This is a genomic window from Bradyrhizobium sp. CCBAU 45394 (assembly GCF_028128655.1).
GTDB classification, from domain to species: Bacteria; Pseudomonadota; Alphaproteobacteria; order Rhizobiales; family Xanthobacteraceae; genus Bradyrhizobium; species Bradyrhizobium diazoefficiens.
This window is the reverse complement of the sequence record NZ_LBIX01000166.1, coordinates 68,803-95,098: the sequence shown is the minus strand read 5'-3', so window position 1 is coordinate 95,098 and position 26,296 is coordinate 68,803. Positions and strand designations below refer to the sequence as shown.

The following is a 26,296-nucleotide window of genomic DNA, read 5'->3' as shown; positions in this document are numbered from 1 at the left end:
GCGTCGCTAGGCCGCCTTCCCGCCCATATACTCCGGCAGCCAGCGCTCGAACGAGGTGCGCAGCGTATCGATCGTTACCGGCGCTTCGCCGGCGATCGCGATCGCGTCGCCCCCGGTGGTGCCGATCCGCACGCAGGGCACCTCGCAGCCGCGCATCTTGGCGAGCACGCGGCCGGCCTCCGTTTCCGGTACGGTGACGAGATAGCGCGCCTGGTCCTCGCCGAACCAATAGGCCTGCGACACGAGCGCGGTCGGTGCCGCCAGCAGCTTTGCGCCGATGCCGCTCGCCATCGCCATCTCGGCGAGCGCGATCAGGAGGCCGCCGTCCGAGAGGTCGTGCACGGCGGTCGCGGTGCCCGCATGGATCATGCCGCGCACGCAGTCGCCGTTGCGCTTCTCGGCAGCGAGGTCGACCGGCGGCGGCGCGCCCTCCTCGCGACCGCAGATGTCGCGCAGGTACACCGACTGGCCGAGCCAGCCATGGGTCTCGCCGATCAAGAGGATCGCCTCGCCCTCGGCCTTGAAGGCGAGCGAAGCGGACTTGGTGAAATCGTCGAGCAGACCGACGCCGCCGATCGAGGGCGTCGGCAGGATCGCGCGGCCGTTGGTCTCGTTGTAGAGCGAGACGTTGCCGGAGACGACCGGGAAGTCCAGCGTGCGGCAGGCTTCCGAGATGCCCTTCAGGCAGCCGACGAACTGGCCCATGATCTCGGGCCGTTCAGGATTGCCGAAATTGAGATTGTCGGTGATCGCGAGCGGCTTGCCGCCGACCGCGGTGATGTTGCGCCAGGCTTCCGCCACCGCCTGCTTGCCGCCCTCGAACGGATCGGCCTCGCAATAGCGCGGCGTGACGTCGACGGTCAGCGCCAGGCCCTTCGGGCCGTCCTGCACGCGCACCACGGCAGCATCGCCGCCGGGGCGCTGCATGGTGTTGCCGAGGATGACGTGGTCGTACTGCTCCCAGACCCAGCGCTTAGAGCACATGTCGGGCGTGCCGATCAGCTTCTCCAGCGCGCTACCTACGCCCATCGGTGCCGTCACCTCGCGCGCGTGCACGACCGGCAGCGCGGCGGAGGGGGCATGCGGCCGGTCATAGAGCGGCGCCTCGTCGCCGAGCTCCTTGATCGGCAGGTCGGCCATGACGTCGCCGCCATGCTTGACCACGAAACGCTTGCTCGGCGTGGTGTAGCCGACCACGGCGAAGTCGAGCCCCCACTTCTTGAAGATGGCCTCGGCTTCCTGCTCCTTCTCGGGCTTGAGCACCATGAGCATGCGCTCCTGGCTCTCCGAGAGCATCATCTCGTAGGCGCTCATGCCGGTCTCGCGGGTCGGCACCGCGTCGAGATCGAGATCGACCCCGAGGTCGCCCTTGGCGCCCATCTCGACTGCAGAGCAGGTGAGCCCCGCCGCGCCCATGTCCTGGATCGCGATGACGCAGCCCTTCTCCATGATCTCGAGACAGGCTTCCAGCAGCAGCTTCTCGGCGAAGGGATCGCCGACCTGCACGGTGGGGCGCTTCTCCTCGGACTTGTCGTCAAACTCGGCCGAGGCCATCGAGGCGCCGTGGATGCCGTCGCGGCCGGTCTTGGAGCCCAGATAGACGATCGGCATGTTCACGCCGGAGGCGGCCGCATAGAAGATCTTGTCGGCATCGGCGAGGCCCACGGCCATCGCGTTGACGAGGATGTTGCCGTCATAACGGGTGTGGAAACGGACCTGGCCGCCGACCGTCGGCACGCCGAAGGAATTGCCGTAGCCGCCGACGCCGGCGACGACGCCGGAGACGAGGTGCCGGGTCTTGGCATGCTCGGGCGCGCCGAAGCTCAGCGCATTGAGGCAGGCGATCGGCCGTGCGCCCATCGTGAAGACGTCGCGCAAAATGCCGCCGACGCCGGTGGTCGCGCCCTGGTAGGGTTCGATGTAGCTCGGGTGGTTGTGGCTCTCCATCTTGAAGACCACGGCCTGGCCGTCGCCGATGTCGATCACGCCGGCATTCTCGCCGGGGCCCTGGATCACCCAGGGCGCCTTGGTCGGCAAGCCGCGCAGATGGATGCGCGAGGACTTGTACGAGCAATGCTCGTTCCACATCGCCGAGAAGATGCCGAGCTCGGTGAAGGTCGGCTCCCGCCCGATCAGCTTCAGGATGCGCTCGTACTCGTCGGGCTTGAGCCCGTGGGCGGCAACCAGTTCGGGGGTGATCTTGGGTTCGTTCTTCATGGATTCGGGGCTTTCGACGGCGTTTTGCCGTTCTTAGGAAGATCGGGGCCTCGCGAAAAGCCCTTTATGGCGCATTTTCCCACTGTCCCACGTTTTGCGGCCGAGGGGTGCGGGAACGGGAATTGCACGGCGCGGACGGATCGGATTTAAGGGCTGAAGACCCGCAATTGAAGGCCCATTTCCTTGCACGAATTGACCAAAACGGCTGCTCCGCCCCGCCCCGAGCTGCATGTCGCGACCGAGGGTGAGTTCAAGGGCTGGCAGACCTGGATCAGGGACAGCTTTGAGAACCATATCGGCCCCTTCTGGCACCGCCTGGAGGCGGACGGCAGCGTCCGCTGCGCCTTCCGGGTCGAAAAGAAGCACCTGAACGGCTCCGGCAACGTCCATGGCGGCTGCTTCATGGCCTTCGCCGACTACTGCCTGTTCGCGATCGGCCGGAACGCGCTGAACGGCCGCGGCGTGACGGTCAATTTCGCCTGCGAGTTCCTGGATGCCGGGCATGAGGGCGAGCTGATCGAGTGCACCGGCGAGGTCACCCGCGCCGGTGGTTCGCTGATCTTCCTGCGCGGGCAGATGGCCTCCGGCGAGCGCCTGCTGTTCACCTTTTCCGGGACGATCAAGCGGGCCAAGCGGAAGTCGCTCCCTCAGCCAAACGCATAGCTCGACGCCTTCCCTTTTGGCGCCCCCTCGCCCAGACTTGCGAGAAGCGCGGTCGCGCCGGGGAGCAAGAACAAGGTGCCGCAGAGCACATCGGGGGCGGGTCGCACGACGGCGTCCGCATCAACGCCGCTGTCGTCCATGGCCGCCACCGGCGCACGCAGCTGGCGCGACTATGCGCTGCTGTTCGCGCTCGCCTGCTGCTGGAGCTCCACTTATCCGCTGGCCAAGCTCGCGCTGGACACCATTCCGCCCATCACCTTCATCTCGGCGCGTTCGCTGATCGCGGCCGCCTTCCTGTTCGCGATCCTGTGGATACGCGGCGTCAGGATCCCGACCGATGCGAAGGCCTGGAAGCTGTTCGCAACCCAGCAGCTGATCAACTCGACCTTCCCGTTCCTGGTCATCACCTGGTCGCAGCAATATGTGCCGGCGTCCAACACGGTGGTGCTGGCCTCGACTACGCCGATCTTCGCCTTCCTGATCACCTCGCTGATCACGCGGCACGAGCCGGCCACGCTGTTGAAGCTCGCGGGCGCGATCCTCGGCCTCGCCGGCACCGTCGCCATCGTCGGCCTCGATGCGCTCGGCGGCTTCGGCCGCGAGATCGTCGCGGAGATCGCGATCCTGCTCGCCACCATCTCCTTTGCCTGCGCGACGATCTTCGGCCTCCGGCTATCCGACTACGACCCGATGGTGGTGGCGGCCGGCTCGCTGCTGTTCGGCGGCCTCATCCTGCTCCCGCCCTCGCTGATCATCGATCAGCCCTGGACGCTGCACCCGACGTTTCAGGCGATCGTCGCCACCATCGTCATGGGCATCGTCTCCAGCGCGTTGGGGTTGATGCTGTTCTACGTCTGCCTCGGCCGGCTCGGCACGCTGACCACGAACGCGCAAGGCTATTTGCGCATCCCGATCGGCGTCGGCCTTTCCGTGCTGCTGCTCGGCGAAAGCGTGCCCTCGAACCTGGCGCTGGGCCTGCTGCTGGTCATGGCCGGCGTCGCCGCGATGACGGTGCCGGCGGAGCGGCTGAAGCGGCGCTAGCGCGAGGCGCTATTGCTTGGCGTCGTCCGCCAGCATCTTCCGGTATTTCTCGACGTCGCGCGTCACCAGTTGCTGAAGCAGCTCCGGCGTATGCTCGTTGTCGTCGGGCGCGACGGTCGACAGGTCGGCAAAGCGCTTCTTGACCGCATCGGTCTCGACCGCGGTGCGCGCCGCCGCATTCAGCCTGGCGATGACGGCCGGCGGCGTGCCCTTGGGCGCGAACAGGCCGTTCCAGCCCTGCGCCTCGAACTCCGGCAGCCCGGCTTCAGACGACGTCGGCAGGTCCGGCAACGTCGCGAGCCGTACGGTCGAGCCGACCACGAGTCCCCTCACCAGCTTCTCGTTGATCGACTGCGAGACCGAGGCCGCCGCGTCGCAGACGCCGTCGATCTGGCTGCCGATCGCATCGGTCAGCGCAGGGGCTGCGCCGCGATAGCCGACCAGCGTCGCGTCGATCCCGGCGGCGGTGACGAAGCTCTTGCAGATCAGATAGTTCGAGGAGCCGACGCCGGCATGGCCGAGATTGATCTTGGCCGGATTGGCCTTGGCGTAGGCGATGAACTCCTTGAGATCCTTCGCCGGAAAATCCTTGCGCAGCGCGATGATGCCGAACGTCTTCGCCACCATCGCGATCGGCACGAAGGAGTCCGGCGTAAACGGCAGCTTCGGATAGATCGTGTAGGTCGCGGCATTGGTGCCGGCATTACCGATCGCAATCGTGTAGCCGTCGGGCTCGGCGCGTGAGGCGCGCGCCAGCGCGGTCGAACCGCCGGCACCCGCAACGTTCTCGATCACGATGGTCTGGCCGAGCGCGACGCTCATTTGCTCGGCGACGGTGCGCGCGATCACGTCCGAGGTGCCGCCGGCCGCGAACGGCACGATCATGGTGATCGGACGCTTGGGGAAATCCTGGGCGAACGCGGCCGTAGCGAACGCAGCGACGGCGGCAGCGACCGACAGCCGCTTCAACACGGGTGAAATCACGCGGCCTTTTCCAGATGCTGGGCGAGACCGGCGAACAGGCCGCGGCCGTCAGTGCAGCCCATGATGTCTTCGACGTGGTTTTCCGGATGCGGCATCATGCCGAGCACATTGCCCTTGTCGTTGACGATGCCGGCGATCGAATGCGCCGCGCCGTTGATGTTGGCGGCCTCGTCGACCACGCCCTCGGCCGAGCAATAGCGGTAGAGCACCCGCCCCTCGCCTTCGAGCCGCTTGATGGTCTCTTCGTCCGCCTCGTAATTGCCCTCGCCATGGGCGACGGGCACGCGGATCACCTGGCCGGCATTGTAGCCACGGGTGAACGGCGTGTCGGAACGCTCGACGCGCAGATGCACGTCGCGGCAGATGAATTTCAGCCGCGCATTGCGCATCAAGACGCCGGGCAGCAGGCCGGACTCGCAGAGGATCTGAAAGCCGTTGCAGACGCCGAGCACGAGGCCGCCCTTCGCCGCATAATCGCGCACCGCGTCCATCACCGGCGCACGCGCGGCGATTGCGCCACAGCGCAGGTAATCGCCATAGGAGAACCCACCCGGCACGACCACGAGATCGGTGCCCGCAGGCAGCGACGTCTCGGCGTGCCAGACCATCGCGGGCTCGCTGCCCGAGATCAGCCTCAGCGCGCGCGCCATGTCACGCTCGCGGTTGATTCCGGGAAAGACGAGGATGGCGGCTTTCATGGCAGGGGTTCCGACGGTGACGGGAATCGGGCTGGCCAAAGGGCCAATTCGTGCAGAGACATAGCCATTTGACGGGGATTTTACCAGTGCTAGCCTCGCCGGACGGCCTTGTACACAGGCCATAGCCACGGCGCTTTTGCCTGACGATTTTGCCCGGGATTGCAGCCATGAACGTCCCGTCGCTGCCTGCATCCTCCTCCCAGCCGGTGTCCACCGAGGGCGTCGTCGCCGCGGGTGCCTATGTCGACGGCCGGCGCGTCGCCAACATCGCCATCAGCGAGGCCTCGAGCTGGCGGGCCAAGCCCGGCCACGTGGTCTGGATCGGGCTGCACGAGCCGGACACGGCCCTGCTCGGCGCCGTGCAGAAGCAGTTCGACCTGCACGATCTCGCGATCGAGGACGCCGCCCACGCCCACCAGCGGCCCAAGATCGAGCAATACGGCGAGGCCCTGTTCATCGTGGCGCGGACGGCGCAGCTGATCGAGGGCCGGATCGCCTTCGGCGAGACGCACATTTTCGTCGGCGAAGGCTATCTGGTCTCGGTTCGCCATGGCGCCTCGACCTCCTACACGCCGGTACGCGAGCGCTGCGAAAGCTGCCCGCGGGCGCTCGCGCGCGGCGAGGACTACATCCTCTACGCCATCCTCGATTTCATCGTCGACAACTACTCGCCGGTGCTCGAGAGCATCCACGACGAGGTCGAGGGCATCGAGGACGACGTGCTCTCCAAGCCGATCAGCAAGGCGCAGATCGAGCGGCTCTACATGCTGCGCCGCGACCTGCTGCGGCTCAGGAATGCGATCGGCCCGCTGGTGGAGGTCTGCCGCCGTCTGGAGCATGACGAGCTGGCGATGGTGCGCGCGACAATGCAACCGCTGTTCCGCGACGTCACCGACCACGTCAGGAACATCCAGGAGCGCATCGATTCCATGCGCGAGGTGCTGGCCTTCGCCTTCGAAGCGAGCCTGCTGGTGGGCCAGGCGCAGGAGACGGCGGTCTCCAAGAAGCTCGCCTCGTGGCTCGCGATCCTGGCCGTCCCGACCGCAGTCGCCGGCATCTACGGGATGAACTTCAAGTACATCCCGGAGCTACAGCTGGAATACGGCTACTTCATCGTGTTGGGATTGATGGCGCTCGCCTGCCTCGGGTTGTACTGGCGCTTCCGCCGCGTCGGGTGGCTGTGAGCGCGAACGTACACGGCCAACTTAGCTCCTCATCCTGAGGAGCGCGCCCTCTGCGCGCGTCTCGAAGGATGGAGGCCAAGGTGCGAGAGCCGGGCCTGCATTGTTCGAGACGGCGCTTTTCGGGCCTCCTCACCATGAGGGGCAACAAGGCAGGGCTAAACGATCTCGACCCGGTAGTTCTCGATCACGGTGTTCGCCAGCAGCTTGTCGGCGGCTTCCTTCAGCGCCGCCTCTGCCTTTGCCTTGTCGGCGCCGGCGAGCTCGATGTCGAACACCTTGCCCTGGCGGACGCTGGCGACGCCGTCGACGCCGAGCGACTTCAGCGCGCCTTCGATCGCCTTGCCTTGCGGATCGAGGATGCCCGTTTTCAAGGTAACGGTGACACGTGCCTTCACGTCGAAAACCCCTTTAGCTCTTCACCAGCACCGGGCCGGAGCCCGCCGGACGCTCGTTCTCCATGAGGATGCCGAGGCGCTTTGCAACTTCGGTATAGGCCTCCAGCAGCCCGCCGAGATCCCGGCGGAAACGATCCTTGTCGAGCTTCTCGTTCGACTTGATGTCCCACAGGCGGCAGGAATCCGGCGAGATCTCGTCGGCGACGATGATCCGCATCATCTCGTTCTCGAACAGCCGCCCGCACTCCATCTTGAAGTCGACGAGGCGGATGCCGATGCCGAGGAAGAGGCCGGTGAGGAAGTCGTTGACGCGGATGGCGAGCGCCATGATGTCGTCGATCTCCTGGGGCGTCGCCCAGCCGAAGGCGGTGATGTGCTCTTCCGACACCATGGGGTCGTTGAGCTGGTCGTTCTTGTAGTAGAATTCGATGATCGAACGGGGCAGCTGCGTGCCCTCCTCGATGCCGAGGCGCTGCGACAGCGAGCCGGCGGCAACGTTCCGCACCACCACTTCCAGCGGCACGATCTCGACCTCGCGAATCAACTGCTCGCGCATGTTGAGGCGGCGGATGAAGTGGGTCGGCACCCCGATGTCGTTGAGGTGCTGAAACAGGTACTCCGAGATCCGGTTGTTGAGGACACCCTTGCCCTCGATCACCTGATGCTTTTTCGCATTGAACGCGGTGGCGTCATCCTTGAAGTGCTGGATCAGGGTACCGGGCTCCGGGCCTTCGTAAAGAACCTTTGCCTTGCCTTCATAAATGCGACGCCGACGGCTCATTGGGATGTACCGTGTTTTGTTGAAATCCATGAATTTGGTGTGCTCCGGTTGACTAGGATTACGACCCACAGCGGAGCTGCCGTGAACAGCCGGGAACCCGTAGAAACAGAACGGGAACCAAGCCTTTAGGCAACCTATCCGATTGGCTGTCCGAGCACAATCGATCCGGCCGTCCGGCACCAACTTATACCGTTTTGCCTGCGGCTTAACGGCTCGTTGTTTTGCCGATTCGTGCTCCTTATCTAGGCATGCGCCGGGGCTCTCGCAACGAGGGCCGCCGGGTCCAGTCAGCAGGGAATTGGAAAAGGCATGAGCGAGATCAACAAGCGCGAGGAAGGCTTTGAGAAGAAGTTTGCCCTCGACGAGGAGCAGAAGTTCAAGGCGGAGGCCCGCCGCAACCGGCTGCTCGGGCTGTGGGCCGCGGAAAAGCTCGGCATATCAGGGGAAGCCGCCACGGCCTACGCTAAGGAGGTGGTCGCGGCCGATTTCGAGGAAGCTGGCGACGCCGACGTCCTGCGCAAGCTCATGGCCGATTTCGCCACCAAGAGCGTCGTCGTCACCGAGCAGGCGATTCGCGCCAAGATGAGCGAGTTGCTCGCTGTGGCCGCGGCCGAGGTGAAAGCGGGGAAGTAGCGCCGCGCGCGTCCCACACTCGTAGTCATTCCGGGGCGGTCCGTGAGGACCGAACCCGGAATCTCGAGATTCCGGGTCCGATGGTTCGCATCGTCCCGGAATGACGGAGCGGGAGATCACCCCTCCTTGAAGCCGTACTCCGGCACGTTGCCGCTGGCGCCGTAATATTTGTACGGCAGGAACTTGCCGCTCATGGTGATCTTGACGCGGTCGCCCTTGGGGTTGGCGACGCGCTCGATCCCCATGTCGAAGTCGATCGCCGACATGATGCCGTCGCCGAATTCCTCCTCGATCAGCGCCTTCCAGGCCGGGCCGTTCACCATCACCATCTCGTAGAAGCGGTAGATCAAGGGATCGGTCGGCGGCATCGGCGTGCCAGTGCCGCGCATCGGCACCTCGTTGAGCATCGCGGTCTCGGCCTTCGACAGGCCGAACAGCTCGCCGGCGTTGGCGGCCTGGGGTTTCGTCAGTTTCATCTGGCCGAGGATCGCGCCGACGATCAGCACCTCCGCATAGCCGCCGATCTGCTCGCAAATGTATTTCCAGCTCCAGCCCTTCTCGCGCTTGATGTCGAGCAGCTTCTCGGTGAGGTCTTCGCGTTTCATGTCAGGATCTCCTTTTTAGGCAGTGAGTCCGGGACTGGTCCCGGGTGTCCAAGTCTGTCGTTGCTCTTCGCCGCCAGTTGCGACCGTCAGTCCGGGCTTGCCGATATGCACCACGGGCACGTTGCGCGGATCGTGATCGGGCTTCTCGGCCGCGAATGTCTTGCTGCGCGTCACCAGGAAATCGATGATGTGGTTACGCAGCGCATAGTACAGAGGATGGCGATGCAGATCGGTGCGGCCGCGATCCTTCGGCAGCGGATTTTCAACGACCTCGGCCAGCACCGCGCCGGGCCCGTTGGTCATCAGGAAGATCTTGTCGGCGAGATAGATCGCCTCGTCCACGTCGTGGGTGATCATGAACGCGGTCTGCCCGGTCTCCAGACAGATGCGCCGCACCTCGTCCTGAAGCGTGCCGCGCGTCAGCGCGTCCAGCGCCGAGAACGGCTCGTCCATCAGCATCATTTTCGGCGTGATCGAGAGCGCACGGGCAATACCGACGCGCTGCTTCATGCCGCCGGAGAGTTCCGAGGGACGCTTGTGCTCCGAACCCGTCAGGCCCACGAGATCGATGAAGGTTTGCGCATGCGCCTTGACCTTCGCCCGATCCCAGCTCCGCCATTTCGAGCTCACGGCATAGGCGACGTTGCCGAGCACGGTGCGCCAGGGCAGCAGCGCGTGGCTCTGGAAGATCACGGCGCGGTCGAGGCTGGTGCCCGAGATCGCCTGCCCGTCCACGATAACCGCACCCTCGCTCGGCGCATCGAGGCCGGCGAGAATGTTGAGCACGGTGGTCTTGCCGCAGCCGGAATGGCCGATCACGCAGCAGAACTCGCCCCGCGGCATCGACAGCCAGAGATTCTCGAACACTGTGGTCGTGGCACCGCCCGCACCCGGATAGCGTTTTGCGATGCCTTCGATGGAGATGAATTTGTCGGTCATCGGCCCCTACTCCGGAAACGTGACCATGCGCGTGAAGCGCGCGAGGATCTGGTCGAGCAGCATGCCGACGATCCCGATCAAGAGGATCGCTATGATGACGTTGGTGATCGAGAGGTTGTTCCATTCGTTCCAGACGAAGTAGCCGATGCCGGTGCCGCCGACGAGCATTTCGGCCGCGACGATCACGAGCCAGGCGATGCCGATGGAAATTCGCATGCCGGTCAGGATCGTCGGCGCCGCTGCGGGGAGGATCACCGTGAAGGCGCGCCTGATGGTGCCGACCTCGAGCGTGCGCGCGACGTTGATCCATTCCTTGCGCACGCTGGCAACGCCAAACACGGTATTGAGCAGCATCGGCCAGATCGAGCAGATGAAGATCACGAAGATTGCCGAGATCGAGGAATCCTTGATGGTGTAGAGCGCCAGCGGCATCCAGGCGAGCGGCGAGATCGGCTTCAAGACCTGGATGAAGGGGTCGAGCGCCTTGCTCAGCAACGGCGACATGCCGATCAAAAAGCCGAGTGGAATGGCGACGAGCACGGCGAGCAGATAACCGGTGCCGACCCGCGCGATCGAATAGGCAAGCTGGATGCCGAGCCCCTTGTCGTTGGGCCCGTTGTCGTAGAACGGCCTCCTCACGTGCTCCCAGAGCTTGGCGCCGACATCGAGCGGCCCGGGCATGGCGGATTTGCCCTGCGTCGCGGTCAGGCCCATCAGCTTGGCATATTCCGGACTCATCGTCGCGACCGGCGCCGTCGAGCGCGTGGCGAGATGCCAGATGCCGAGGAACGCGGCCAGCAGCACGATCGAGACGAGGCCAGCGCGGAGGCGGAGGTTGGTGCTCATCGCGCAAGACCTCTCCACGCGTCGTCCCGGCGAAGGCCGGGACCCATACCGCGGAATCTATCGATCGCGTCCGGTAGAAGTACCGAACGACTAGTCTTCGCCAAACTTCTCCCTGGGGTTATGGGTCCCGGCCTTCGCCGGGACGACGAGAGAGCGCCCCCCATCACGACGCCTTCCTGATCTTGAAGCTCGCGAGGTAATCCTCGGGCTTTGCCGGATCGAAAGTCTTGCCCATCACCGCGAACGACTTGTAGGCGGTTGCCGGCGGCGACAGGCCCATCTCGGTCATCAGCTTCTTGGTATCCGTCGCCAGATACACCTGCTCGGCCACCGCCTTGTAGTCGACGTCGCCCTTGATCTGGCCCCAGCGCTTCATCTGCGTCAGCATCCACACCGCAAACGACTGCCAGGGGAACGGATCGAAATCGACGCGCTTGGCGTCGGTCTTCACGCCGCCGAGGCCGTCGGCATAGGTGCCGGTCAGGACCTGCTCCAGCACCGTGACCGGCGCGTTGATGTAGTTGGCGGGCGCGATGGCCTCCGCGATCTGCTTGCGGTTCTCCGCCTTCGACGCGTAGGCGGTGGCATCGACGATGGCGCGCGTCAGCGCGGCAAAGCTGTTCGGCGCCGCGGCGATGAATTCGCGGCTGGCGGCAAAGCTGCAGCAGGGATGGCCGTCCCAGATCTCCTTCGAGAGCAGGTGCATGAAGCCGACGCCGTCATAGATCGCGCGCTGGCAAATGTTGTCGGGCGCGAGGAAGCCGTCGATGTTGTCGGCGCGGAGGTTCGCGACCATCTCCGGCGGCGGCACCGAGCGCAACTGCACGTCAGTATCGGGGTCGAGCCCGTGCTCGGCGAGATAGTAGCGCAGCAGATAATTGTGCATGGAGTAGTCGAAGGGGATCGCAAATTTCAGGCCCTTCCAGTCCTTCGGATCGCGCTTGTCCTTGTGCTTGGTCGCCAGAACGATGCCCTGCCCGTTGATGTTCTCGATCGCAGGCACTGCAAACGGAATCGCGTTGGCGCCAAGCCCCAGCGAGATCGCGATCGGCATCGGCGCCAGCATGTGAGCTGCGTCGTATTCCTTGTTGATGGTCTTGTCGCGGATCACGGCCCAGCCGGCGGTCTTCACCACTTCGACGTTGAGGCCGTGCTTGGCATAGAAGCCCATCGGCGCCGCCATGATGATCGGCGTCGCGCAGGTGATCGGGATGAAGCCGACCTTGAGGTCCTTCTTCTCCGGCGTGCCGGCCTGCGCGAAGACCTCGGTCGCGGTCTGAAGCGGGAAGAACTGCGACAGTGCGGCGAGTGCGGTCGATGCGCCGACCGATTTCAGGAAGGCGCGCCGGGCCACGTCCTGCGGAAACATCGCGCGCATCACGGCGGAGGCGACGACGCCCTCGTAGCGCTTCTCCTCACTCTCGATCTGCGCGCAGCGCAACGCCGTGGCCTGCTCGTGCTCCGCCGCGGACTGGTGCTGGCCGCAGGCACAGCCGGCTCGAAGGTTGCGATTGGGATCAAACGGATTGTCGAACGTGGACATCGGACCTCCTGCGCGTCATTGCAGAAGAAGTTACGCAAGGAGCATGCCATCGCCTTTCGGTCGGCCAGAGCCTTGATGACGCAGCACTTTTCATCACACTTGGTCGCTACGAAAAATCGTGATAAACGAGAATTCGTAGTTCAATTACGAGATTTCGTGATGGCCACGACGCCAATGCTCGTTTCCGATGATACCGCCGAGGCGATCGATCCGCGCGTCGCCGCGTTCGAGTCCTCGGTCGAGGCCACGCTGCTGGTCGATCCCTATGCCGACCAGATCATCGACGCCAATCCGGCCGCCTGCGCCCTGCTCGGCTACGACCGCGCGCTGCTGCGGCAGACCAGGGCGAGCACCCTGCACGCCGGCGAGCTTCCGGCCCTGACCGTGTTCACCCAGGCCGTGCTGCACAAGGGCGCCTACTGGACCACGGCGCTCACCCCTCGCCATGCCACCGGACAAAATCTCCGACTGGAATATGCCGGCTGCGTGCTGCCCCATGACGGCCGCACGCTGGTGCAGCTCACCCTGACCGATCTCGACGCGCGCCGGCGCCGCAATGTCGATGCCGCCGCCGAAGACCACATGCGCAGCGGCATCTCGACCTGGCAGCGGGTCGAGCGGGTGTTCCAGGACATCGAGCGCGAGAACCAGCTGATCCTGCGCGCCGCCGGCGAAGGCATCTATGGCGTGAACGCGGAAGGCAAGACCACCTTCGTCAATCCCGCGGCCGAACGCATGCTGGGCTGGACCGCCGAGGAGCTGGTCGGCAAGGAGATCCACCCCATCGTGCACCACACCCATCACGATGGCCGGCACTATCACAACCATGACTGTCCGATCTACGCGGCGTTCCGCGACGGCGCCGTGCATCAGGTCGACGGCGAGGTGTTTTGGCGCAAGGACGGCTCGCCGGCCTGGGTCGAATACACCTCCACCCCGATCCGCGACCGCGGCGTCGTGGTCGGCGCCGTCGTGGTGTTTCGCGACGTCAGCCAGCGCCGCGAGGCCGACGAGAAGCTGCACGCAGCCCTCACCGAGGTCGACCGCCTGCGTGAGCGGCTCGAGCTCGAGAACGCCTATCTCCAGGAAGAAATCCGCATCGAGACCAATCCGCGCGGCATCATCGGTCAAAGCGAGGCGATCCAGAAGACGCTGCGCCAGGTCAAGCTGGTGGCGCCGACCACCGCGGCGGTGATGATCACCGGCGAGTCCGGCACCGGCAAGGAGCTGATCGCCCGCGCCATCCACGAGGATTCCACCCGCAGCGACCGGCCGCTGATCCGCGTCAACTGCGCCGCGATCCCGCGCGAATTGTTCGAGAGCGAGTTCTTCGGCCATGTCCGCGGCGCCTTCACCGGCGCGACGCGCGACCGCATCGGCCGGTTCGAGCTCGCCGACGGCGGCACGCTGTTCCTCGACGAGGTCGGCGAGATCCCGCTCGAATTGCAAGGCAAGCTGCTGCGCGTGTTGCAGGAAGGCAATTTCGAGCGCGTCGGCCAGGAGCGCACCCGCGCGGTCGACGTCCGCGTCATCGCCGCGACCAACCGCGACCTCAAGCAGGAGGTCCAGCGCGGACGTTTTCGCGAGGACCTCTATTTCCGCCTCAACGTGTTTCCGATCGAGACGGTGCCCTTGCGCGAGCGGCGCGAGGACATTCCCCTGCTCGCCCAGCATTTTCTGACGCGCGAGGGCAAGGCGCTGAAATCGAATTTGCGCCTGTCGGAAGGCGATGCGCGGCGGCTCACGCGCTACGACTGGCCCGGCAATGTCCGCGAATTGCAGAACGTGATCGAGCGCGCCGCGATCCTGTCGCAGAACGGCCGCCTGCGCATCGACCTGCCTGATACCTCCGGCGCGCCAGCTCCGGCCGGCACCGCGCGCCAGAAGGCCGATGCGCGGCCCGCGGTCATGACGTCAGCGGAGATGCGCGATCACGAGCGCGCCAATATTCTCGCCGCGCTCGAGGCCTGCGCGGGAAAGGTGTTCGGCCCCGGCGGCGCGGCGGAGATGCTTGATATCAAGCCGACCACGCTGGCCTCGCGGATCAAGGCGCTGGGGATCGCGTCCCGTCCGCGGGCCTTCGGTTAGCGACAATCACGTAGCGACACTCACGCCGCCTTGGTCGTCACCTCGGATGCGATCGGCAGCCCCTGCTCGATCGGCAGCGAGGGATCGCGCGACCATTCGTTCCAGGAACCGAAATACATCCGCACGTCCTTCACGCCGGCGTTCTTCAGCGCCAGAAACGTGTTCGAGGCCCGCGCCCCCTTGAAGCAGTAGAGATAGACCGGTGTGGACTGCGAGATGCCGACGGTGGCGCATTCCGCCAAGATCTCGTCCTTGGACTTGAAGCGCGGGCCTTCGGCAGTCGGCTTCATCATGCGGTACCATTCCAGCCACACCGCGCCGGGGATACGGCCCTTGCGCGGGCAGAAATCCTTTCCATAAGGAGACGAGCTGTCGCCGATCCACTCGTCGACATCGCGCACGTCGAGGATGGCGATGCCGGGCTTGCCGACGGCGCCAAGCATGGTCTTCGCATCGATCAGGATCTCGCCCGCCTCAGGCACGATCGCGAACGAAGCCTTGGCCGGCGTCGGCACGTCCTTCGTCACCGGGAAGCCCGCGGCCGACCAGGCATCGAAGCCGCCATGCAGCACCTTGACCTTGGGATAGCCGAGCATGGTGAGCAGGTAATAGCCGCGGCAGGACTGGCCGAAGCCCGAGTTCATCGACTGCTCGTAGATCACGGCCGTCTCCTTGCCGGAGAGACCGGCGGCGCCGAACGCGTCGGCGAATTTCGTCTTCAGTTCAGTCATGCCCTCAGGCGTCGAGGTCGCGAGGAACGTGAAAATCTCGTGCACGTTGACGGCGCCCGGCAGGTGGCCTGCGGCATAGGCATCGGGGTTGCGGGTGTCGATGACGACACACGGCTCTAGCTTCAAGAGATCGGCGAGTTCGACGGCAGTAATCAGAACGTCAGTCATGGCAGCCTCTCCGTTGAGGTTGGGGGTCTTCGGGTGGACTCGCAAAGATCAGGAATCGGCGAGCATCTTGCGCAGCTGCTTGGTGGCAGGCGTGACGATCGCGACGAAATAGGCCTCGCGCAGGCGTCGCTGCGCGCGGTGGCTTTTGAGATAGCCGCGCGCGCCACAATGCAGCATCGCCGCATGCGCCGCCGCGACGCTGGCTTCGCCGGCGCGCAGGCGGAGCGCGATCACCTTGCGCCAATAGGTCTCCTCCGCGTTGTAGGGATCGCGCGCCAGCGCCATGGTCTCGGCCTCGAGCTCGGCGGCGAGGTCGCGGAAGTGCACCGGCTGCTGCGGCAAATAACGGTTGATGTGGCCGAGGGGACCGCCGACCTCGTCCATGATGTTGATGCAATCCCTGATAACGCCGAGCGCCATGCCGGCCTGGAGCAGGATGAAGCCGGCGCGGATCTTCTTGACGAAGGGACCTGCGGGATCGGCGAGGATCAGCTCGTCCGGCACGAAGACGTCGCGGAACTGCACGCCATAGGTGCCGGTGCCGTCCATGGCGAGGAACGGCTTGCAGGGCGTGAGCGTGATGGCGGGATCGGAGCAGTCGGCCAGGAACATCACAGTCCCGGGCTCGCCACTTGCGATGCCCTGATCGTCCTCGCACTGGAAGATGGTGCCGAAATAATGATCGGGGCCGAGATTGGAGACCCAGGGCAGCGCGCCGCGGACGATGTAGCCGCCCTCGACCTTCCGCCCTTTCAGCTTGAGCTTCTCGATGCCGAAGAAGCTCTTCATCGGATTGGAGAGCCCGGTGCCGCCGAGCACCCGGCCGGTCGAGAAGGCATCGCCGAAGCGCCTCGCGAGCTTCATATTGGTGGAGTTGGCGGCGTACCAGACCAGCGTGTTCTGGCACCAGGCCATGAACGCCGTGGCGCCGCAGACCTCGCCGATCGCCGCCATCGCCTGGATGGCGCAGCGCAAATCCGCGGGACCTTCGTGCGGCATGTGACTGCCCCACGCGCCGACCGCGCCGAATTCGCGCAGCACCTCGGCCGGATAGACCGAGCCGTCGTCGATACCGGCGGCGAGCGGCGCGAGCTGCTCGCGCGCGATCCGCGCTACCTCGCCTGCAATGGACGGTGCGGGCTGATCCAAAACGTCGACCCGCGATAAAGCCAGTGAACCCATGATCGCCTCCCGCACCTTGTCCTGTTGCCGTCAGCCTAGATGCCGACCTCGAGATTGACCGGACGGGTGAAGGTGTTGGCGACAGGCGACCATTTCTTCACATGGGCGACCAGCGCGTTGATCTCGTCCTGCGAGATGCCCTCGCACTCCATGTCGACCTTGACGCGCACGTCGGTGAAGCCAACGGGCTTGTCGGAGACATCGCCGGTGCCCCACACGGCCGTGATGTTGAGGTCGCCCTCGAGCTCGAGCTCGAGCTTGTTGACGATCCAGCCGCGATGCACGGCGTTGGCGTGCAGGCCGACCGCAAGGCAGGAGCCGAGCGCGGCGAGCGAGGCTTCCGACGGATTGGGCGCGGTATCGTCACCCAGAAGGCCCGGCGGCTCGTCGACGATGTAGGGCTGCAGATTGCGGATGTAGTTGGCGTGGCGGAATTTTCCTTCCGCGACCGTCTTGCATTTCAAGGTCTTGACGACCTTCGGATTGGCCTTGCCGCTCGCGATCAGTTGCTCGAGGCCATTCTTGTCGATGGGCGCGAGGCAACCCGTCAGCACGGTCTTTTGAACGACGGCAGTCATCAGTTTTCTCCCTGGCAGCCGAGGAAATCGGCAGGATACCGAACGGTCTGTTTCCTTGCATGGAGCGTGCCAGAGGCGGCCAAAAACAAAAGGCGAAGCATTGGAGCCGCTTAGCCGGCGCTGCCTGCGGATTGATCAGCCGCCCCATGCCCAAAGGCGATGCAGATGGGTTGCGCTTTGCGAATCTTTTCAGCGCGGAACAGATGCGGCTTGCTGATGCGGCGTCGCTGCGGGTAAGTTTGGACTCATGGCAAAGACGTCATCGAAGAAGATCTCGCCCCACGCCGGTGCCGGCGAAGACGAATCCGCGCGCGGGCGCCTCTTGAGCGCCGCGACGCATCTGTTCTGCAAGAACGGCATCAACGCCACCGGCATCGACGCGATCATCGAGGAAGCCGGCACGGCCAAGACCACGCTCTATAAATTGTTCGGCTCCAAGACCAACCTCGTCAACGCGGTGCTGGAGAGCGAAGGCAAGCAGTGGCGCGAATGGTTCATCGGCGCCATGGAGCAAGGCGGCGGCGACGCGCAGGCAAAACTCACGCGCATCTTCCCCGCGCTGAAGAGCTGGTTCGCCGAGGAACGCTTCTACGGCTGCCCGTTCATCAACGCCGTCGGCGAGCACGACAAGGACGCAAAACAATTCCGCAACATCGCGCTGAAGCACAAGAAGATCGTGCTCGGCCACATCGAGAAGCTCGCCGGCGAGCTCGGCTCGAGCGAGCCGGCAGTGCTCGCGCACCAGCTCGGCCTCATCATCGACGGCGCGATCGTCGCAGCGATGATCTCGCGCGACCCGGGCGTGGCGGATACGGCCGCGCTCACGGCCGGCCCCCTGCTCGGCCAGTCCAGAACGAAGAAGAAGCGCGCCGCGGATCAGTTAGAGGCGGTGTAAGCCTCGCCATGATCCCGTAGGGTGCGCAAAAGGCGCAAAGCGCCGTGCCCACCAGATCTTCGCGACCTTGTTGATCGAGATGGTGGGCACGCTTCGCTTTGCCCACCCTACAATGTCCGTTTCATAAATCCCCCGATCGCCGCCAGCACCGGCTGCTGATCGCCGGCAAAGAACCAGTGATCGTTACCGTCGAGCTCGACGAACTCCGCGCCGCTGATCCGGCTCGCGATGTCGCGGCCGGCCGCGATCCGCACCGCCCGGTCGCCCCGCCGGTGCAACACGAGCGTCGGCACGGCGATCTGCGCCAGGAGATGCCGCACGTCGGCGTCGCGAAACGCCTCCAGCACCGCGGAGATGCCGCCGGGACTGGAGGCCGCGCGCAGCAGCCCCGCCCACCAGGCGCGCGCCTGGGGATCACGAGCCAGGCTCGGCGCAAAAGTTTCGATCCCGACCGGGCCGCCCCATTGCGCGACGAGCTGCTGGCGCCAGGCGTCATACTGGCTGGCGCGCAGCGCATGCGGATAGTCCTGCGACCAGCAGCCCTTGGCCAGGGCGCCGAACAGGATGAGGCCGGCCACGAGGCGCGGCTCATCGACCGCAAATTTGATGCAGGCCGGCCCGCACTCGGATGCGCCGAACAGCACGACGCGGCGCGCATTCGCCGCGCGCAGGACAGTGCCGATATCCTCCGCGGTGACGTCGATGCCAGGGGCCGATCCGACCCGGTCGGACAGCCCGATGCCGCGACGATCGAACACGATCAGCCGCCCGAGCTTCATCAACGACGTCAGAAACGTCCGGCTCGCGGGATGCTCCCAGGCGCGCTCCACATGCGACACGAAGCCGGGCATGACCAGGATATCGAGCGGGCCGCTGCCATAGGTCTGATACGCCAGATGCACGCCGGCGCCCTTCACATAGCGTGTCGCCGGAACGGCGAGCGCTGTCGCCGCGGGACTCATCAGCGCTTCGGTCTCGGCTTCCGGCGCAACCCCGAGCTCGTCGCGCAGCCGCTGCGTCAGCGCCGCGTGGTGCCGCTCAGCCGCGCTTCGGTCACCGGCCAGCAGCAGGCTGCGGATCAGATGGCGGCCATAGACTTCGCTGAGCGGATCGAGCTCGACCAGACGTCCCGCATGCACCGTGGCGGCAAAATGCTCGCCCGCGGCGTTCTTGTCCTGCACCAGCCGCTCCAGCGCGTTCATGAGCCGCCCCCGCAGCGCCTCCCGGCGGAAGAACGCCCAATCGTCGAATTCGGGACAGTCGTCCAGCGCGAAGCCGGCCAGGAAGTCACTCCGGTAGATCCGGCAGGCCTGCTCAAAGTCGCCGCGGTCGCAGGCGCTCTCGAACAGATGCGTATCGACTTTCAGCGCGATCGCGGGTGACCATCGCACGCTGGCGCGATCAGTCTCGAACACCGGCTGGCCGAGCGTCTGCTCGATGCGGTGAAGCAGCCGCCGCAATCGCGCACGTCCGGTCTCGCCGGGGCTCTCGGGCCACAGCAGCGTGGCCACGACGTCCCGCGCCACAGCACCCTTGGCCTCCGCGACATAGACCAGCAGCGCAAGACCCTTGCGTAAGGCCAGCTTGATCGGGCGGTCGTCGGCATGAACCTCGGGGAAGCCAAATGTTCCCAGCGAGAAGGCCGTCATGGAAATCCTCCCTCCCCGGCCGGGGGACGCTCAGGGGACGGTCCAGCGATAACAGTCGAGTCAGATCGAGCCCGCTCGCCGGTGAGCGATTGAGGCTCCTGCATGCGGCACTGCCGCCGTCCGCACAATAGGAAAAAACATGTTCGCGCGCCTCGCAATCCTGCTCTACGCCATCGTGAGCTATGCCGTATTCACGGTCTCATTTCTCTACGCCCTCGGTTTCGTCGGCAATTATGTCGTGCCGAAGTCGATCGACGTCGGCAGCCCCACGAAGCTGGGCGAGGCCATCCTCGTCAACCTGCTGCTGATGAGCCTGTTTGCCATCCAGCACAGCGTCATGGCGCGCCCGGCCTTCAAACGATGGTGGGCCAAATTCCTTCCCCTGGCCTGCCAGCGCAGCACCTACGTGCTGCTCTCCAGCCTGATCCTCCTGCTGCTGTTCTGGCAGTGGCGTCCGATCCCGACGCCGGTCTGGCAAACGAGCGGAATAGCGGCCTGGTTGCTGATCGGCGTGCATTGGCTCGGCTGGCTGATCGCGTTTGCCTCGACCCACATGATCGACCATTTCGATCTGTTCGGTCTGCGTCAGGCTTTCGTCGCGTTCCGCGGGACCGAGATATCAGGTCAATCCTTCAGGACGCCGCTGCTCTACAAGATCGTGCGGCATCCGCTCATGCTCGGCTTCCTGCTCGCGTTCTGGGCGACGCCCGCGATGACCGCCGGCCACTTGCTGTTCACGCTCGCGAACACGGCCTACATCCTGGTGGCGTTGCAGTTCGAGGAGCGGGATCTGATCGCCGAGTTCGGCGCGACCTACCAGGACTATCGCCGCCGCGTTCCCATGCTGGTGCCGCGCCTTTTCGCCCGCCGCCGGACGGACGATCGGAAATCGCCTCGTCATGTTGGAGCACCCCGATGAAAGCGGTTCTGTGCAGCTCGTTCACCGGCCCTGCGGACTTGCGCCTCAGCGAGATCGACGAGCCGAGGCCTGCCGGCGACGAGATTCTCATCGACGTCCACGCGGCGTCCGTGAGCTTCATGGACCAGTTAATGGTCTCGGGCCTTTACCAGATGCGGCCGCCGACCCCCTTCGTGCCCGGCACGGAAGCATCCGGCATCGTCGTCGCGGTCGGCGACAAGGTCACGGCATTCGCCCCGGGCGATCGGGTGGCGTGCAGCAGCTGGACCGGCGGCTACGCCGAACGGATGACCGCGAAGGAATCGAAGAGCGTGCGTCTGCCCGATGGCGTCGCGTTCGAAGCGGCAGCGACGGTGCTGCACAATTACGGCACGGCCTATTATGCGCTGGTCGAGCGCGCACGGGCGCAAGCCGGCGAAACCGTGTTCATCACCGGCGCTGCCGGCGGCGTTGGACTAGCCGCCGTGGACCTCGGCCGCCATTTCGGCCTGCGCGTCGTCGCCGGTGTCGGCTCCGATGACAAGGCCGCCCTGGTGCGCGGTTACGGTGCCTGCGCAATCGTCAACTACCGCAGCGAAGACCTGCGCGACCGGATCAAGTCGATCACATCGGGACAAGGCATCGACGTCGGCTTTGACAGTGTCGGCGGCGCGGTCTTCGAGCAGATGGCGCGGCTGATGAAATGGGGCGGACGGCTGCTGCCGATCGGATTCACCAGCGGCGAGATTCCGCAGGTCCCGATGAACCTGCCGCTCCTGAAAAACTATTCCATCATCGGCGTCTTCGTCGGCGCGTGGGCGGAGAGGTTTTCCGCGGAGGCCGCGCAGATGAACGACACGCTGATGCAATTGCTGGCCGACGGACAGATCCGCCCGCATATCGACTGTGTCCTCCCTTTGGAGGAGGCCGGGGACGCCATGCGCGCCGTGGCCAATCGCACGGTTCAGGGACGAATTGTCCTCAAGATCAGGTAGAGTGTGCCGACGAGGAAGAGAGAACATAACCGATGACCCGGATCATCATCGACAAGCGCTATTGCGGTCCTCCGAACTCCGGCAACGGCGGTTATGTCTGCGGCCGGCTGGCACGGCACATTTCCGGCGCTGCGGAGGTGACGCTGCGCGCACCGCCGCCGCTGGACAGGCCGCTCGATGCGATCGCGACCGACGACGGCACATGGGAGCTCCGCGATGGCGCCAAGCTCGTCGCGACCGGGCGGCCGACAAATGTCGAACTGGCGCGGCTGGAGAAAGCCAGCTTCGAGGAGGCCCGCGCCGCCGAGCTGCGGACACCGGTCAAGCCGCACGAGCATCCGTTGCCGACCTGCTTCGTGTGCGGCCCCGCACGGGCGAAGGGAGACGGCCTTCGCATTTTCGCCGGACCGCTCGGGCGTGATGTGCGGAATGCCGTTCTCGCGGCGAGCTGGATACCGGATCCGAATCTGGCCGCCGAGGACGGCCTTGTCGCGAGCGAATTTCTCTGGTCGGCGCTCGATTGTCCCACCGGCTATGCCTGCAACTACAATCAGGAGAGCGACAGCTTCGACCAGGCGCCGCTCCTGCTGGGACGGATGTCGGCACGCATCGAGGCCCGGCCGCGCCCCGGCGACCGCTGCGTCATCACGGCCTGGCCGACCGGCCGCGACGGCCGCAAGCGCACGGCCGAGGCCGCAGTGCATGATGAGACCGGGAGGTTGCTGGCCGTGGCGCGGGCAACATGGATTGCGGTGGAGCGCGAGGTGCAGCTGGGGTGCGGGTGATGCTCGGCGGGCGACGGCAGAAGCCCCCGCCCGATACCTTTTCAAGTGCAAAAGCGCCGCGGCGATGAGCTGACTTCGGCCAACCAAACGCAATGCGACCAAACCACGCCGAACGGCCCGTGGCGGGTGTAAGCGGCTCTTCCAAGGCTATTCACACCTCAATCGGGCATTTTTAACTACCGCAACCTGTGTTACTCTGCCGGCCGTCCGGGCTTCGGACGGCGGCTTCCGCCGCGCGGTGCGATTGCTTCGAAAATCACTTTGGTGCGCTCGCGGCTGCAGTTTCGAAATGCGCCGCCTGCAAAAAATATAGTGCTTATGCGATAGGAGTGCCTGATGCGTCTTGCCCCAGCCTCTCTGCTGTTTTCGACCAGCCTGTTCGGATTTTTCCTACTGTGCGACAGTTCGGCGCCGGCGAACCCAACCTACGTCTGTCCCATGGCATCCGCCGCGCTTGAAGATGACACGCTGTACGCATTCGACGGTCGAACGATGACCCCGGTCATTTCCGCGAGTGAGTTCGAGGCCCCCCAGCGAAGGTGGACAACTCTCTATTTCGTCGTCAAGACGGCCGGCGATGACCGGGCCGGTGCGATCGTGATAAAGACGGCGAGGCTTGGACCGCAACTGACCTCCGACCGGCCGGACTATGGCCGCGTCTTGTTGCGACGATCCGGCGTCGGCTCGAATTGTGGAAGCCAGCGTTCATATTTGAACAGCGTTTCAACGCTCGCATACGAGGCCTATCACGACCTGGGTTACGATCGCGGCGAGATCCTGGAGCGCCCGGACGGGAGCGACACTGGCCTCACTACCTTGCAACACTTCCATACTGGCTACGACGCAACGGACTATGCTTCTCGTGACCAGAAATGCAGGCGAACGGATGACAAAAAGCGTTACGATGGAAGCTACGAAGCGCGAAGTAACCGCTCACAATTTTCGTTTGTGACAGATATCGTCGACCACGGCATCAGCGGCGCGGCTTCGCAAGCGGCCTCGGGGGGCTTTCGGTGGGTCGCGTCCCTGATTGTTCCTCCAGCTTCTGCCAACAGAGAAAATTTGCGGGAGCGTCGGGTTGAGATCAAGCCCTATCAGACAGTTGCCGGCATCGCTTGCGTACCCTTCCGGATCAGCCCACGAGGCACCGCGCAGGTGATCCGGGTTAACGATCTCGATCGCAGGAAACAGGTTGGGTTCGACTTCGGCAGAGTGAAGGAAATCCGGCTAGGTCCGACAACCGGAGGGGAGCCTTAGAAGCGCCGGCTGCGCGACTCATCACCCAGCGGGCGCGCTCGGAGCCGGAGCAGCAAAAGGCGGGGCCCCCGTCAACCGCCGAACGAAGTCGTCTGCTGTGGCAGCGGCATCCAACCCAAATGCACTTGCCATCATTTCGACGCTGGACCAGCCCAGGTCTCGATATGCCTCGAACTGGGCCGAGTCGAAAAACTGATCGACAGTGGATTGATTCGGGAAATCAGGATATTTGGCCTTGTACCCTTTGGTGGAAAAGCTGAGCTGCTTGATCATTCCCGATTTCAGATAAACGAATGTTCCGGTCTTCGCTTGGTCCGCAATCCCGGCACGGTGCTCGGCAGGATAATCGATCGAGGCCACGAAGTAGGATTTCTTCGCGAACTTCGCGCCGGCCGGATAGCCCATGTCCCCTGCAGGCGCGATGGTATCTGCCTCTGCCTCGATCTTGATGATGACACCAAAATCTTCGCGCACTCGCTGACATACCGAGGCGAGGGCCGACATTGCCGTTGACGGGTCCTCCTCCGAGTCGAGCACGATCACCACATCGCAGCGCCTCCGGATGAGCTCGTAGGCTCCCAGATTGTCGAAGTGCCCTCCGTCGCTCAGCTCGAGAAAATCGCTGTCGCGCTGATAGCCGGACCGAAACACCCCGTACTTGAGGCCCGGCGAGAAATAGTTCGGCGTGCCCCGAGATGCGCCGGGAGCGCCAATCCAAAGGCCGAGGCGGAGATTGAAGAGCATCATGACGGTCGAGATCAACCGATCACGCGTGATGCCGGTCCCGATAAAACCGGCATTCGCGTTGGCAGCGGCGCCCGAGGCTGCCATGGCAGAGGCGAGCGTCATTGGACCATGCCGCTTGCCATGGTCCGATGTCGAAAGCCATCCCGTTGTAAAACTCCCGACATAACACGGGCTCAACAGAAAACTGGCTCCGCCGCGAAGCGCAACCGTCTGATCGAGGTCGTTGACCAGAATGACGTTGGTGTTGATCAGTGGATAAGGAAGCGGACTGGTCTGTTTGGGTGGCCATATCGCCGCCAATGGCAACCGGTCCGCATCGCTATAATTTGGCGCATCCGCCGCCTTTTGCTCAATCGTCGGCATGAAGGCTTCCATCAGGCGGTCGCGATAGAAGCGATGCAGACCGAGGTAGTTGACGTTGCTCCACCATCCAAAGGCAACTGAAAACACCAGGAGCGCAGCGAAAAACTCGCGGCAATATTGTGCCTGGTCTGCGGTGAGATGTTGCGGCTGGATTAGAAATCTCGCTCCGGCATAGGCGATCACGAGTATGAGATAGAGAAAGGCACCGGCCGCCAAAGTGGCCGCGACGCGGGTGGCAAGAGAGGGCGCGAGCCGCTGCGCCTGCACAAAGTGACCATAAAGACCGGAAAGAAATCCGCTGGCGACGGTGAAGATTCCGATCAGCGCCTTTCCCCCGGTTGGATAGCTCTTGGTGGAATCCGCGATTGCCTCGAACACAAAGGGAAGAGATCCGAACGTGAGGCACGCGATCAGGGTGGGAAACCACACCGTCGCGGCCAACTCGTATTTGCGCCGCACCGCATAGTTGACGCCGAACTCCAGTATCCCTGAAAGCTGCAGAATGCCGACAATAATCGCGCACGCGCCGAACAGACCGAATCCGGCGGTCGCAATCAACAGCGCCGAAGTGACGGGATCGACAGTAGCCAGATCGAAACGTGCTCCGAAGTGACCGAACGTGAAGTAGGAGACCAGCAGCCCGGCGATGCCGACGGCGGCACAACGCCCGGCCCGGGCGATGCGATCACTGCGATTTTCCGTGGTCTCGGGAGGAATGAGGATCGAGATGATCGCAAGGAATATCGTCCCGATCAGCGCAATCGCCAGAAGCAACACAATGGCGAAAATGAAGACACCGGCAAACGCCGAAACGCAGATGCCGATCCATGGCAACGACAGGGTCATGGCTTCCAGTTTTGGGACGGTTAGCTCTCCCATGGTCCCGTACGATTCGTAGAAGGCGTGAAAGCCGGTGGCCACGAATACGACCAGCATGAACGCGATCGCCAGTGGGAGCCAGAAGAAAACGCCGATCAGAAACGTGCGAAGCAGAACCGCGATTCCCGACCAGATCGAGATGCCGCCGCCTGGCGCGAGAAAGCTGGCGTGCCAGCGCAAATACTTCAGGCTCTCATTTTCACTTGCAAGAGATTGCGTTTGCTCGCTGCCATAGGGAAAGTTTGCGCCCGCGTCGGTGTTGGGATCGTCATGCCATTTCCACTGCACCGCCGACGCTGCATATCCGCCGCCGGACACGCTCGATATGTAGTCGAAATGCTTGAGCAAGCCGCTGTTGGCAAATCTTTGCAATGCGCCGAGACAGAACGTCGCCGAGCGAATGCCTCCCCCTGACAGCGCGAGCCCAATCCAGGGGCCGGTTACAGCTCTCTTCCGGCCCACGGCCACAGCAGCGCGTTCATCCTGCAAAACGGCGGCTTCGTGCTGCCGCGCGATCGCTGTGGCCCCCGCCTGCGTCAAGCTCCTTTTTCG

The 26,296-nt window shown here is 64.5% G+C and carries 24 protein-coding genes; 10 read left to right on the top strand and 14 right to left on the bottom strand.

Going from position 1 to position 26,296, the window contains the following annotated elements; all coding sequences use genetic code 11:
- Positions 1 to 6: 6 nt before the first annotated feature.
- Positions 7 to 2,217: a phosphoribosylformylglycinamidine synthase subunit PurL gene (gene purL, locus WN73_RS23495; protein WP_271555069.1), complete on the bottom strand. Its 2,211-nt coding sequence runs from the start codon at positions 2,215 to 2,217 to the stop codon at positions 7 to 9.
- 183 nt (positions 2,218 to 2,400) lie between these two features.
- Between purL and WN73_RS23490 the strand changes: the two genes are divergently transcribed.
- Both WN73_RS23490 and WN73_RS23485 read left to right on the top strand, forming a co-directional pair.
- Complete coding sequence (locus WN73_RS23490) at positions 2,401 to 2,880, top strand: PaaI family thioesterase (protein ID WP_028173369.1); 480 nt, start codon at positions 2,401 to 2,403, stop codon at positions 2,878 to 2,880.
- A gap of 75 nt (positions 2,881 to 2,955) precedes the next feature.
- Positions 2,956 to 3,921: a DMT family transporter gene (locus tag WN73_RS23485; RefSeq protein WP_060908147.1), complete on the top strand. Its 966-nt coding sequence runs from the start codon at positions 2,956 to 2,958 to the stop codon at positions 3,919 to 3,921.
- 9 nt (positions 3,922 to 3,930) lie between these two features.
- On the opposite strand, the gene WN73_RS23480 is transcribed toward WN73_RS23485, so the two are convergent.
- Both WN73_RS23480 and purQ read right to left on the bottom strand, forming a co-directional pair.
- The gene (locus WN73_RS23480; protein ID WP_060908148.1) at positions 3,931 to 4,905 is read right to left on the bottom strand and encodes a tripartite tricarboxylate transporter substrate binding protein BugD; all 975 of its coding nucleotides are present in this window, start codon (positions 4,903 to 4,905) and stop codon (positions 3,931 to 3,933) included.
- Positions 4,902 to 5,603 (bottom strand): phosphoribosylformylglycinamidine synthase subunit PurQ, encoded by a 702-nt coding sequence (purQ, locus tag WN73_RS23475; RefSeq protein WP_097532155.1) that lies wholly within the window; start codon positions 5,601 to 5,603, stop codon positions 4,902 to 4,904. Before purQ ends, WN73_RS23480 begins: the two co-directional genes overlap by 4 nt.
- 167 nt (positions 5,604 to 5,770) lie before the next feature.
- Between purQ and WN73_RS23470 the strand changes: the two genes are divergently transcribed.
- Positions 5,771 to 6,787 (top strand): magnesium and cobalt transport protein CorA, encoded by a 1,017-nt coding sequence (locus WN73_RS23470; RefSeq protein WP_028173365.1) that lies wholly within the window; start codon positions 5,771 to 5,773, stop codon positions 6,785 to 6,787.
- Positions 6,788 to 6,942: 155 nt separating this feature from the next.
- Here WN73_RS23470 and purS read toward each other — a convergent pair whose 3' ends face one another.
- Together purS and purC are read right to left on the bottom strand one after the other, a co-directional pair.
- A complete protein-coding gene (gene purS, locus WN73_RS23465) occupies positions 6,943 to 7,182 on the bottom strand; it encodes a phosphoribosylformylglycinamidine synthase subunit PurS (RefSeq protein ID WP_014494125.1) in 240 nt (79 codons plus the stop codon).
- A gap of 13 nt (positions 7,183 to 7,195) precedes the next feature.
- On the bottom strand, positions 7,196 to 7,963 hold the full coding sequence (gene purC, locus WN73_RS23460) for a phosphoribosylaminoimidazolesuccinocarboxamide synthase (protein WP_008974302.1): 768 nt from the start codon (positions 7,961 to 7,963) through the stop codon (positions 7,196 to 7,198).
- Between the two features lie 309 nt (positions 7,964 to 8,272).
- Between purC and WN73_RS23455 the strand changes: the two genes are divergently transcribed.
- Positions 8,273 to 8,596 carry a DUF1476 domain-containing protein gene (locus tag WN73_RS23455; protein WP_060908152.1) on the top strand — a complete coding sequence of 108 codons (324 nt, stop codon included), beginning with the start codon at positions 8,273 to 8,275 and terminating at the stop codon, positions 8,594 to 8,596.
- Between the two features lie 116 nt (positions 8,597 to 8,712).
- Here WN73_RS23455 and cynS read toward each other — a convergent pair whose 3' ends face one another.
- The 4 genes from cynS to WN73_RS23435 form a co-directional block, all read right to left on the bottom strand.
- Positions 8,713 to 9,201, bottom strand: a complete 489-nt coding sequence (gene cynS, locus WN73_RS23450) for a cyanase (protein ID WP_011088475.1) — start codon at positions 9,199 to 9,201, stop codon at positions 8,713 to 8,715.
- A 15-nt stretch (positions 9,202 to 9,216) separates the two neighbouring features.
- Entirely contained in the window at positions 9,217 to 10,140 is a 924-nt protein-coding gene (locus WN73_RS23445) for an ABC transporter ATP-binding protein (protein WP_011088476.1), read from the bottom strand.
- Positions 10,141 to 10,146: 6 nt separating this feature from the next.
- Positions 10,147 to 10,986 (bottom strand): nitrate ABC transporter permease, encoded by an 840-nt coding sequence (gene ntrB / locus WN73_RS23440; RefSeq protein ID WP_097532156.1) that lies wholly within the window; start codon positions 10,984 to 10,986, stop codon positions 10,147 to 10,149.
- A gap of 163 nt (positions 10,987 to 11,149) precedes the next feature.
- Positions 11,150 to 12,529 (bottom strand): CmpA/NrtA family ABC transporter substrate-binding protein, encoded by a 1,380-nt coding sequence (locus WN73_RS23435; RefSeq protein WP_271555056.1) that lies wholly within the window; start codon positions 12,527 to 12,529, stop codon positions 11,150 to 11,152.
- Between the two features lie 159 nt (positions 12,530 to 12,688).
- On the opposite strand from WN73_RS23435, the gene WN73_RS23430 reads away from it, so the two are divergent.
- On the top strand, positions 12,689 to 14,617 hold the full coding sequence (locus WN73_RS23430) for a sigma 54-interacting transcriptional regulator (protein ID WP_271555055.1): 1,929 nt from the start codon (positions 12,689 to 12,691) through the stop codon (positions 14,615 to 14,617).
- 20 nt (positions 14,618 to 14,637) lie between these two features.
- Here WN73_RS23430 and WN73_RS23425 read toward each other — a convergent pair whose 3' ends face one another.
- The 3 genes from WN73_RS23425 to WN73_RS23415 are packed head-to-tail and all read right to left on the bottom strand — an operon-like array spanning position 14,638 to position 17,276.
- On the bottom strand, positions 14,638 to 15,516 hold the full coding sequence (locus WN73_RS23425) for a sulfurtransferase (protein ID WP_060908156.1): 879 nt from the start codon (positions 15,514 to 15,516) through the stop codon (positions 14,638 to 14,640).
- Positions 15,517 to 15,564: 48 nt separating this feature from the next.
- Positions 15,565 to 16,698, bottom strand: coding sequence for an acyl-CoA dehydrogenase family protein (locus WN73_RS23420; protein WP_271555052.1), 1,134 nt, complete (start codon positions 16,696 to 16,698; stop codon positions 15,565 to 15,567).
- Between the two features lie 35 nt (positions 16,699 to 16,733).
- Complete coding sequence (locus WN73_RS23415; protein ID WP_011088482.1) at positions 16,734 to 17,276, bottom strand: OsmC family protein; 543 nt, start codon at positions 17,274 to 17,276, stop codon at positions 16,734 to 16,736.
- A 247-nt stretch (positions 17,277 to 17,523) separates the two neighbouring features.
- Between WN73_RS23415 and WN73_RS23410 the strand changes: the two genes are divergently transcribed.
- The gene (locus tag WN73_RS23410) at positions 17,524 to 18,171 is read left to right on the top strand and encodes a TetR/AcrR family transcriptional regulator (RefSeq protein WP_011088483.1); all 648 of its coding nucleotides are present in this window, start codon (positions 17,524 to 17,526) and stop codon (positions 18,169 to 18,171) included.
- A 107-nt stretch (positions 18,172 to 18,278) separates the two neighbouring features.
- Here WN73_RS23410 and WN73_RS23405 read toward each other — a convergent pair whose 3' ends face one another.
- Positions 18,279 to 19,820: an alpha/beta fold hydrolase gene (locus WN73_RS23405; protein ID WP_271555050.1), complete on the bottom strand. Its 1,542-nt coding sequence runs from the start codon at positions 19,818 to 19,820 to the stop codon at positions 18,279 to 18,281.
- Between the two features lie 139 nt (positions 19,821 to 19,959).
- Between WN73_RS23405 and mddA the strand changes: the two genes are divergently transcribed.
- The 4 genes from mddA to WN73_RS23385 all read left to right on the top strand — a co-directional run bounded on the left by mddA (position 19,960) and on the right by WN73_RS23385 (position 23,755).
- Positions 19,960 to 20,739 (top strand): methanethiol S-methyltransferase, encoded by a 780-nt coding sequence (gene mddA, locus WN73_RS23400; RefSeq protein WP_271555048.1) that lies wholly within the window; start codon positions 19,960 to 19,962, stop codon positions 20,737 to 20,739.
- Positions 20,736 to 21,713, top strand: a complete 978-nt coding sequence (locus tag WN73_RS23395; protein ID WP_271555046.1) for an NADPH:quinone oxidoreductase family protein — start codon at positions 20,736 to 20,738, stop codon at positions 21,711 to 21,713. Before mddA ends, WN73_RS23395 begins: the two co-directional genes overlap by 4 nt.
- A gap of 32 nt (positions 21,714 to 21,745) precedes the next feature.
- Entirely contained in the window at positions 21,746 to 22,498 is a 753-nt protein-coding gene (locus WN73_RS23390) for a PaaI family thioesterase (protein ID WP_271555045.1), read from the top strand.
- 336 nt (positions 22,499 to 22,834) lie between these two features.
- A complete protein-coding gene (locus WN73_RS23385) occupies positions 22,835 to 23,755 on the top strand; it encodes a hypothetical protein (protein ID WP_271555043.1) in 921 nt (306 codons plus the stop codon).
- 21 nt (positions 23,756 to 23,776) lie between these two features.
- Here WN73_RS23385 and WN73_RS23380 read toward each other — a convergent pair whose 3' ends face one another.
- Entirely contained in the window at positions 23,777 to 26,284 is a 2,508-nt protein-coding gene (locus WN73_RS23380) for a patatin-like phospholipase family protein (RefSeq protein ID WP_271555041.1), read from the bottom strand.
- Positions 26,285 to 26,296 lie beyond the last annotated feature (12 nt).